At 27.7% G+C, this 9,131-nt stretch carries 12 protein-coding genes; 3 read left to right on the top strand and 9 right to left on the bottom strand.

Features of this window, described 5'->3' with window-relative positions; translation table 11 throughout:
• Nucleotides 1–288: 288 nt before the first annotated feature.
• The 9 genes from HMPREF1983_RS03025 to HMPREF1983_RS02985 all read right to left on the bottom strand — a co-directional run bounded on the left by HMPREF1983_RS03025 (nt 289) and on the right by HMPREF1983_RS02985 (nt 7,686).
• Entirely contained in the window at nt 289–1,017 is a 729-nt protein-coding gene (locus HMPREF1983_RS03025; protein ID WP_021752820.1) for a type 1 glutamine amidotransferase, read from the bottom strand.
• A 1-nt stretch (nt 1,018) separates the two neighbouring features.
• Nucleotides 1,019–2,320 carry a Mur ligase family protein gene (locus HMPREF1983_RS03020; RefSeq protein WP_021752819.1) on the bottom strand — a complete coding sequence of 434 codons (1,302 nt, stop codon included), beginning with the start codon at nt 2,318–2,320 and terminating at the stop codon, nt 1,019–1,021.
• 14 nt (nt 2,321–2,334) lie between these two features.
• A complete protein-coding gene (locus HMPREF1983_RS03015; protein ID WP_021752818.1) occupies nt 2,335–3,051 on the bottom strand; it encodes a response regulator transcription factor in 717 nt (238 codons plus the stop codon).
• A 22-nt stretch (nt 3,052–3,073) separates the two neighbouring features.
• Nucleotides 3,074–3,805, bottom strand: coding sequence for a pseudouridine synthase (locus tag HMPREF1983_RS03010; protein ID WP_021752817.1), 732 nt, complete (start codon nt 3,803–3,805; stop codon nt 3,074–3,076).
• A 10-nt stretch (nt 3,806–3,815) separates the two neighbouring features.
• Entirely contained in the window at nt 3,816–4,364 is a 549-nt protein-coding gene (gene scpB / locus HMPREF1983_RS03005) for an SMC-Scp complex subunit ScpB (protein ID WP_021752816.1), read from the bottom strand.
• A gap of 1 nt (nt 4,365) precedes the next feature.
• Nucleotides 4,366–5,067, bottom strand: a complete 702-nt coding sequence (locus HMPREF1983_RS03000; RefSeq protein WP_021752815.1) for a segregation and condensation protein A — start codon at nt 5,065–5,067, stop codon at nt 4,366–4,368.
• 11 nt (nt 5,068–5,078) lie between these two features.
• The gene (locus tag HMPREF1983_RS02995) at nt 5,079–5,981 is read right to left on the bottom strand and encodes a tyrosine-type recombinase/integrase (RefSeq protein ID WP_021752814.1); all 903 of its coding nucleotides are present in this window, start codon (nt 5,979–5,981) and stop codon (nt 5,079–5,081) included.
• 96 nt (nt 5,982–6,077) lie between these two features.
• Nucleotides 6,078–6,779: a YoaK family protein gene (locus HMPREF1983_RS02990; protein ID WP_021752813.1), complete on the bottom strand. Its 702-nt coding sequence runs from the start codon at nt 6,777–6,779 to the stop codon at nt 6,078–6,080.
• Between the two features lie 22 nt (nt 6,780–6,801).
• Nucleotides 6,802–7,686 (bottom strand): NUDIX hydrolase, encoded by an 885-nt coding sequence (locus HMPREF1983_RS02985; RefSeq protein WP_084404567.1) that lies wholly within the window; start codon nt 7,684–7,686, stop codon nt 6,802–6,804.
• 192 nt (nt 7,687–7,878) lie between these two features.
• Here HMPREF1983_RS02985 and HMPREF1983_RS02980 point away from each other — a divergent pair, with 192 nt between their 5' ends.
• The 3 genes from HMPREF1983_RS02980 (at nt 7,879) to HMPREF1983_RS02970 (ending at nt 9,030) form a co-directional block, all read left to right on the top strand.
• Nucleotides 7,879–8,067, top strand: a complete 189-nt coding sequence (locus tag HMPREF1983_RS02980; RefSeq protein WP_021752811.1) for a DUF2929 family protein — start codon at nt 7,879–7,881, stop codon at nt 8,065–8,067.
• A gap of 88 nt (nt 8,068–8,155) precedes the next feature.
• Nucleotides 8,156–8,629: an NUDIX hydrolase gene (locus HMPREF1983_RS02975; RefSeq protein WP_021752810.1), complete on the top strand. Its 474-nt coding sequence runs from the start codon at nt 8,156–8,158 to the stop codon at nt 8,627–8,629.
• Between the two features lie 11 nt (nt 8,630–8,640).
• Nucleotides 8,641–9,030, top strand: coding sequence for a thioesterase family protein (locus HMPREF1983_RS02970; protein WP_021752809.1), 390 nt, complete (start codon nt 8,641–8,643; stop codon nt 9,028–9,030).
• The last annotated feature ends 101 nt before the right edge of the window (nt 9,031–9,131 follow it).

Below are 9,131 nucleotides of genomic sequence, written 5' to 3'. Positions count from 1 at the left end.
GTCAACTGCTGATCCGTGGCAGTAGCTACTTACTAATCTTTTACTTACTTTGTTCGTATAGATTAGAATAACCTTGCATGCCTTACTACTACGAATTTTTACGTATCATAGATGCTGAAAATTTGGCTCAACAAAAAATCGGACTTGTTTTTTTATCAGTCCTATATTTTGTAGACCCGAAAATTTTAGAATTAACCCAAGTTAGTTGTAGGCGTCATACCACTGCTAACCGTTGCTGGAATATTTGTAAAATAATATATGGTAAAAAAAGCAGTATCGATATTGATACTACTTTATATTTTTCTTCAATAATTCTACCATATGGTTGTTGGCAATAAATTCAATATTGTTTTCTAACGGTTTCCACTCGTAATCTCCATATTTATTATCTAATGCAGCTTTAATTAAATAATCAGCCACATTAGGATTTTTTGGTAAGATTGGCCCATGAAGATATGTACCTATTAAATTATTATACAATAACCCTTCTTTTTTATTATAATCATTATTTCCAAATCCAACTATAACATTACCTAGCGTATTATAATTATGATATGTTCTGCCGCCGTGATTTTCAAAACCGACGATATTTCCAAACATTTCTGATTCAACCAGTATATTCCCTATTAAACGTGGTGCATCTTTCTTTGATTCCGTATAAAAATTTAAAATATTTAATCCCGGTAATTTAACACCATCTACAGTTTTGTAATATTCTCCTAAAAATTGATAACCACCACAAATAGTTAATGCCGGCACTCCGGCTTCTATGGCTGATTTAAACTCATTTTTTATCTTAGAAAATTGTTCAGTTGCAATGCACTGTTCTCTGTCTGATCCGCCACCAATAAAGAACATATCACAGTTTGATAACTTTACACCATCTGTTGAAGTTATATTTTCTATTTTCAAATTTATACCACGCCATTCACATCTTTTTTTTAGTGCTATAACATTTCCAATATCACCATAAAGATTTAATTTATCAGGCATAAAATGATACAATTTCAATTCCATTTTAATTCTCCAATTCTTTTTGAGTTTCTATCAGTGCTGTGTAATTCGGTATTACAATAGAATATTTTTCACTGTATTTTTTTAATCTCGCAACTGCCTCTTTTATATTTTCCAAAACTACTATATTGGCATAAACTTCACTGTATTTCAACCTTAATGCAAGTTCTTTGGCACGTTTACCTGAACAAATAATATTATTAATATTTTGAGAAGCCAGTATATTAAAATCAGTATCCCAAATCCATGAAATATCAAAACCATCTGCACCGTTATCGTTTAAAATCAATAAATAATTTATTCTTGTATCTATTGTTTTTCCGATAGCTAATGAGGCGTTAAGTCCTGCCGGATTTTTAGCAAGGTTTAACAATGCAGTTGTTTTGCTGGTAATCTCAATACTCTGCATTCGACCATTTTTAGAAGTGTAGCTTCCTAACCCTTTTTTAATTTTTTCTTTTTTTATTCCTAAAATATTCAACAAAGTATATGCTGCTAATATATTGTAAATATTATAATCTCCAGCTAATCTTGTAGAGAAACTATCTTCATTATTTATACTTAATGAAATAAAAGGTTTTAACTCAGCATAAGTTACTGTATAATCAGGATTAGGACGTGAAAATCCACAATTTGAACATTTATAATATCCAAGTTGACTGTAATGAATATAACTATAAGTTAATTCTGTTCCACAATTCGGACAGAATTTAGATTCGGAAATTCCATAATCTGAAAACTTATACGCATCTTTGCTTATACCAAAATATATATTATTTTTACCGTATTTAGCAAGTCTTGTTACAAAAGGATCATCACTGTTTAAAATGAGTTGAACATCTTTACCTTCTAATTGCTCCCCTATTGTTGCTATTAAAGTATCTATTTCTCCAAAACGATCTATTTGATCTCTAAAAAAATTATTAATAACAAACCTTGTAGGTGTTATATACTCCATTACTCTTTTTATGGATCCTTCATCTATTTCTATAATTGCTAATTTTGTATTATTATTTGATTGAACAGCAAATGTTGAAATAATTCCATCCAACATATTGGCTCCCTCAAAGTTATTTACAAAATTTATTCCTGCTTTTTTCAATGTATGTCCTATTAAATTAGAAGTTGTTGTTTTACCATTAGTACCTGTAACAAAAACTATTTCATCAAATTGTTTTGCTAACTTTACTAAAATATTTTTGTCTAATTTTCTTAGTACTTTGCCCGGTAAATCTGTTCCTTTTTTCCCAACAAGTTTACTTGTATTTCTTGTTAACTTTGCTAAATTTTTATAAAATGATAGCATTGGTTCTCCTTAATCTACAAACTATTTAAAGACGTGTCAAATTTATAGCCAATACCCCAGACAGTAGTTATCATTTGTGCTACTTTAGGTGAAATTTTAGCTATTTTTTTTCTAACCCTCTTTATATGTGTATCTACAGTTCTAAGATCCGTATAGAAATCATAATTCCAAACAGCTCTTAATATTTCGTTTCTCCTAAATGCTTTATCCGGTGATTTCGCCAAAAACATCAGTAAGTCAAATTCTTTTGGTGTTAAAAATATCTCAGTATCATCTACGATAACTTTATGTGAATTAACATCAATTATCAATCCCGGAAAAACTAAGACATCTTTTGTATATAACTCCGGTGTATAAAATACGCTTCTTTTTGTTCTCTGTAGAATAGCATTCACCCTTAACATTAGTTCTCTTGGACTGAACGGTTTTATCACATAATCATCAGCACCAAGCTCAAAACCTTCCACCCTACTTTGCTCATCAGCCTGTGCTGACATAATTATTACCGGAGTGGCTTTTGTTTTTCTAAGTTCGGTTAATATAGTTTTCCCATTGAGCATTGGTAAATGAACATCTAATAAAACACAGGAATAATCCATGTATTTTAATCTTTCAAGTCCATCTTGTCCATTATCAGCCTCATCAACAATATAGCCTTCCTTTTCAAGATACATTACCAATAATTTTCTAATTCTTTCTTCATCATCAACTATTAAAATTCTTTCAGCCACTTAAAAGCTCACCCCCTATAATCTACTTATCACCATTTTTAGCCTTATTTATCAATCTCTTAACTTCATGAATGGTTAAAATACGATATTCACCTTTTCTTAACCCCTCCAAAGTTAAATCCTCAATTGATTCACGCTTTAATTTTAATACTTCATAACCTAATGCTTCAAACATCTTTCTTATCTGTCTATTTTTTCCTTCATGAATAGTAAGTCTAACTAAGGTATTGGAACTTTTATTTTTATTTTTTACAATACTTACTTCTGCCGGAGATGTTTTATAATCATCTATTTTTACACCGGAACGTAGTATTTTTAAATGTTTTTCTTCTAGCTTTCCATTAATTTTAGCAATATACGTTTTTCTTATTTTATGACTTGGATGTGTAATAAGATTTATAAATTCCCCGTCATTTGACATTATAATAACACCGGATGTATCATAATCTAATCTTCCTACAGGTACTACTCTTTCATTTACTGCTTCAAAAAAATCTTTAACACAAGTTCTTTCTTTCTCGTCCGCCATAGAAGTAATTACTTTTTCCGGTTTATAAAATAAATAGTACCTTTTGTTTTCTTTTAAAAGCCTTGTCCCTTCTACAATAATTATATCGCTAGGTTCTGCTTTTACACCTAATTCTCTTACTACCGAACCATTTACGCTGACCTTCCCGTCCAATATTAATTGCTCAGCTTTTCTTCTTGATGTATATCCTGAGGCAGCTATTAATTTTTGTAGTCTTTCCGCCATTTTATATCTCCTAATCTTTTAAAAATTTAGTTAATTCATCTTCATTAATAATTTCTGATTTCGGTAATTCTTCCAGATTTTCTAACCCAAAAACATCCAAAAACAATTCCGTTGTTTCATATAATTTCGGTTTTCCAATTGTATCTAATGTTTTATTTGATATAATTAATTCCTTATTTACAAGAGAGTATATTATAGTGTCACTATTGACACCCCTTATTTTATCGATTTGGGTCTTTGTTATAGGTTGATTGTACGCTATTATCGCCAATGTTTCAAGTGAAGATTTTGATAATTTTACTAAATTTTTTGAAACAATAGCCTTTTTTATCATATTATATATTTCATCTTTTATCAACATTTTATATAATGAACCATATCTTTTAATCGTTAAAGAATTATTCGTTTTATTATATTCTTCACAAAAAACATTAAGCATATTTTGTGCTTCAGCACTATCTATTTCCATAAAAGCAGAAAAAAATTCTATTGAAACTCCATCTTCTCCTTTCATAAAAAGAAGTGCCTCTATTGTTTTTCTTGTTTCATCTAATAGCATATTATTCTTCCTTTATTAAATATTTTAAATTTATTTCATTATCATCGATAATACACAACAACTCCTGATCTTTTATCATACCTAATATACTAATAAAAACAAGAACAATCTCCTGTTTTGTATCATAATAATCAATTAGCTCGGAAAAAAATATTTTCCTTTTTATTTTGAAAATATTAAGTAAAGTATGTTTCACTTTTTCTAAAGATAACTCGCTTCTATAGCTAATTAACGTTTCTTCCATATTATTATCATAAGATTTTAAAACTTTTTCCATAGCTTTTAATAATTTATCAGAAGTAATTTTTAAATTTCTTACACTGGATTTATCTTCTATACTAAGGCTTTCTTTATCTAAAAATAATTCTCTTTGCTGTTTTAAATTTTCCAATTTAGCACTTAATTCTTTATAATTTCTGTATTCTATTAACTGTTGTACTAATTCTTCTTCTGTTTCTTCTGAATTTATTTCATCAAAAACCGGTAATAAATTTTTACTTTTTATGTGGAGTAATGTTGCTGCCATTACTATATATTCTTCTGCATTTTCCAAAGAAAATTCTTCCGCATTGTTTATATATTCCAAATAACTTTCCGTTAATTTTGCCATTGGAATATTATAAATATCTATTTCCATTTTTTCTATTAGATGCAATAATAAATCAAGCGGTCCTTGAAAGACTTCTAATTCAACGTTATACATTTATAAAATCCTTATCTTATTGATTTTCTCGGATGATTTGACAACATTCTTTTTACACTTTTTTTTCGTTGTAATTTTCTAAAATGTAATTTTAAACTGTGAATATTTTTTAAACCTAAGATTTCCTGAACTTCTTCAGCCGGAACTTTATCTTCTAATAGATGAATTGCTAATGAATTTCTAAAATTCATAGTATTCAATTCCTTAGTCAATCCTAATTCTTGTTGACGTTTTTTGAATATTTTCCAAAATCCTTGTCGACTTATTCCCTCTCCATCATGATTTAAAAATAATTTACACTTATCATCTGTATCAAATTTATGTTTTTTTAATTCTTCTATGTAACTTTTTATAGAAACTATAGCTTCTTCATTTAGTGGAACGGTTCTAACACCATCCTTAGTTTTATATTTTAAGTATCCTATTTCTAAATTCACATCTTTTATTTTCAGATTTATACATTCAGTTGGTTTTATTCCAATAGAATATGATAATTCAAAAATAGCTTTATCTCGGTAATCATTTAAAGTACAAGGTTCAATATCTAAAATTCTTGAAATTTCTCCTCGTGTAAAAATAACTAATTCGTCTTTTTCTTTTTTATCTATTTTTATATTGATATTTATTCTTTCAGAAATAATTTTCTCTTCATACAAATAATCAATAAAACCATGAATAGTTGATATAGTCCTTGATAAGGTTGCAGAAGAATATTTGTTATCCTTTAAATAATCAATATACTCTATAACAAATGATTCATTAAGCCATTTATAATTTTCTAAATCATAACCATTTTCTTCAAGGTATGTCAAGATTTTTTTTATATCTCTATCGTATGATTCAACGGTATTATTAGAAAAGTTTTTACTTCCCAATAAATACTTTTTAAAACCGTTTAGTATGTTCTCATTCATAAAAATACCCCCCTAGTACTTCAAAACTATTTTCCCTAAAATTTTATTTCTATACTAAATTATAACATTGCTAAAACTTTATGTAAATATATATCATTATGCTTTTCTCGTAAAATCATTTTGAATAATTTTAACAAAGAAAATATTTATTATAATAACTACTATTGGAGTAAGTATCGCCTTATGGAAAAAATATTTTGATACTGCTGCCCCAAAAACTACTCCAAATAAAAATACTGAAATAACCAAGCTATAAATTAAAAATGGTAATTTACTATTCTTTTGTCTCAAAAATATATATCTATATAAATGTTCACTCATAGAGCGTAAATTACCTGTACAAAAAACACTGGCAAAAGCAAGATTATTAACTTTTCTGAAACCGTCAAATTGTATTGCACAAATAAATGAAATTACAATCGGTCTAATATCAATACCAAAAATTGTTTGTTTAAGAAAAATAAAAATCAATGCAAAAATTTGAGTAAACAAAAGCATATATATATGTTTAAACATTGATAACTGTTTATATTTAGATTCAAAACTTTTACTTACCAATACACCGACAATAAACGAAATAATTGGCACAGTATAGTGAATAACTTCTGAAAAATTTCCATCAACTATCCCTATTCCAACGAAAATTAAATTTCCCGTTTGCGCATTGGCGAATATTCCCCCACAATTAACAAAGGTATATGCATCAAAAAAACCGCCAACTACCGTTAATAGTAAACAGAAAATTAATTGTTCTTGTACCGGAAGATTTTCTTGTATTATATTTTTTCCTAATTTCATACTTTTTCCTTCCTTTTAAACTTTAATCAAACAAAACATCCCAAGTTTCTTGATTATTATAACAATCAAAACACATTTCTAACTGTTTATAAGTAGTACGTGTTATAGATAAATCGGGTAGGTTATCTAAAGAGAAAAACTTGGCATCAGCGGTCTCCGTATTATTCTCAAATTTGTGTTTAATATAATCACACAAAACAAATATTTTTACCATTCCAAATGGAAAATTTACGTGATGATGTTTATTATAGTCAAATACGGCAATTAATTTTTTAGGATTGACTATTGCCCCCGCTTCTTCACTAGCTTCTTTTATAACATTATCTCTTACAGATCTGTCAACATCTTGGTACCCTCCGGGTAATGCCCATTTTCCGTCTAACTGCTCTTTTACCAATAGTATTTTATTGTCTTTTATTATCGCTGCCCTATTTTCAACTTTTGGAGTTTGATAACCAAGTTCACCGGCAAAATTAATTTTTATTTTTTCCGGTGTAACATTATACTTATAACTTAACATCTCACAAGAAATTTCTCTGATTCTTTCAGCACGTTCTCTATCAAACTTATCCTTACTGTAGGCTAGTGAACACTGTGCTAAAAATTGTAATTCTTTAGCCCAACTTTGCCATATGTCACTTTCATATACTCTTATTACATCTTCCAAATTTTTTATAAAAATTGAATTTTTTACATCAAGAAAATCATAATCGTTTGAAAGTAAAAAAACGTTACTATACTTCGATTTCAAATTATGCTTATTATTTGTCAAAAATAATACGTTATTTTCAAATGTTTCTTTTCCATTGGAAAATTCATAATTAATATTTTTTTCATTAAATAAATCTAATAATTCTTCTGAAATATTGTTTCTCAATTCACCGTCAATTAATAATTTTTCGTACATAACCATCACCTCTATAACTTAATATTATATCACAAAAATTTTCTTTTATGTTACTTTATTAAATTTTTATTTTAGATAAGTTGTAAAATAAAACGTTTTATTACTGAAAAATTAAAATTTATTTTAACATCTTGTAACTTTTTATTATTAGTTGTATAATAGGAGTGTAAACATATTGAAGGAGGGATTAGAATGAGATTTTTAGTTTCACTAATCTGGGCATTTATCTTTTCTTTTGTCGCAATATTTATAATAACATCGATTTTAGGAAGCAACGGTCAAAGTTATTCTGTGCAAAATTGTGCTATTTTAGCTGTAATATTTACAGTAGCGGTTGCGTTATTAGAACTTTTAGGATTTGATAGAAAACGTAGTGAATAAGATATAAATAATAATTTTATCAAAAAATTTAGAAGAAAAGAAGTAAGGTTTGTTCTTCTTTTCTTTTTATTTAGAGGAGGATAAATTAGTGAAACATGTTTTAGCTACCATGTGTTACGTTGATGACGGTGAAAATTTTCTTATGCTCAAGAGAACAAAGAAGAAAAATGATATTCATGAAGGATTAACTATTAGTGTCGGCGGAAAATTTGAAGCGGGCGAAAGCCCCGAAGACTGCGTTGTTAGAGAAGTAAAAGAAGAAACTAATCTTAATATTATAAATCCACGTCTTAGAGGAATAATTTCATTTCCTTTATTTGATGGTGAGAAAGATTGGTACACTTATGTTTTTACTGCTGATAATTTTAACGGAACCCTAACAAAAAATTGCAATGAAGGTGATTTAGTTTGGGTGAAAAAATCGGAAATAAACAAAATAAATACTTGGGAAGGTGATTATATTTTTTTAGAGTGGTTAGTTACTAATAAACCGTTTTTTTCAGCAAAATTCAATTATAAAAATAAAAAATTTATCAATTATAATGTTGTATTTTATGAATAAAGGAGTCTGCTATGAATATAAAATTAAATAAACTATTTGAAAAAAATTTTTTGGTAGAAAAACAACACAGTGCTAAAAATATGAAAAGCGGTGACCTAGAAGTTTTAGCTACCCCTAGCTTAGTAGCTTTTATGGAACAGGTTTCAAAAGAGTATCTAAATACTTTTTTAGAAGATGGTTGCGGTAGTGTTGGAATTAATATAAATATAAATCATATTGCACCTACTTTAATTGGTAAAACAGTTTTAGTCAAGGGATGTGTAAAAGAAATAATAAAAGAAAAAATAATTATTTTCTCTCTTGAAGCATTTGAAAATAATAAAAAAATTGGTGATGCCAATCATACAAGAGCAATTATAGATAATAAGAAATTCATGAAAAAACTACTTGATAATAATTAATTTTATTTAATCGTTAAATAATATATGATTATAATAATACCCCTTTTACTGGACAAACCAGTAAAAGGGGTACATATCATTTTTGGTTGTATAATAAATAC

Source organism: Gemella bergeri ATCC 700627 (assembly GCF_000469465.1).
Classification (GTDB): Bacteria; Bacillota; Bacilli; order Staphylococcales; family Gemellaceae; genus Gemella; species Gemella bergeri.
This window is presented reverse-complemented; position numbering and strand designations above follow the sequence as displayed.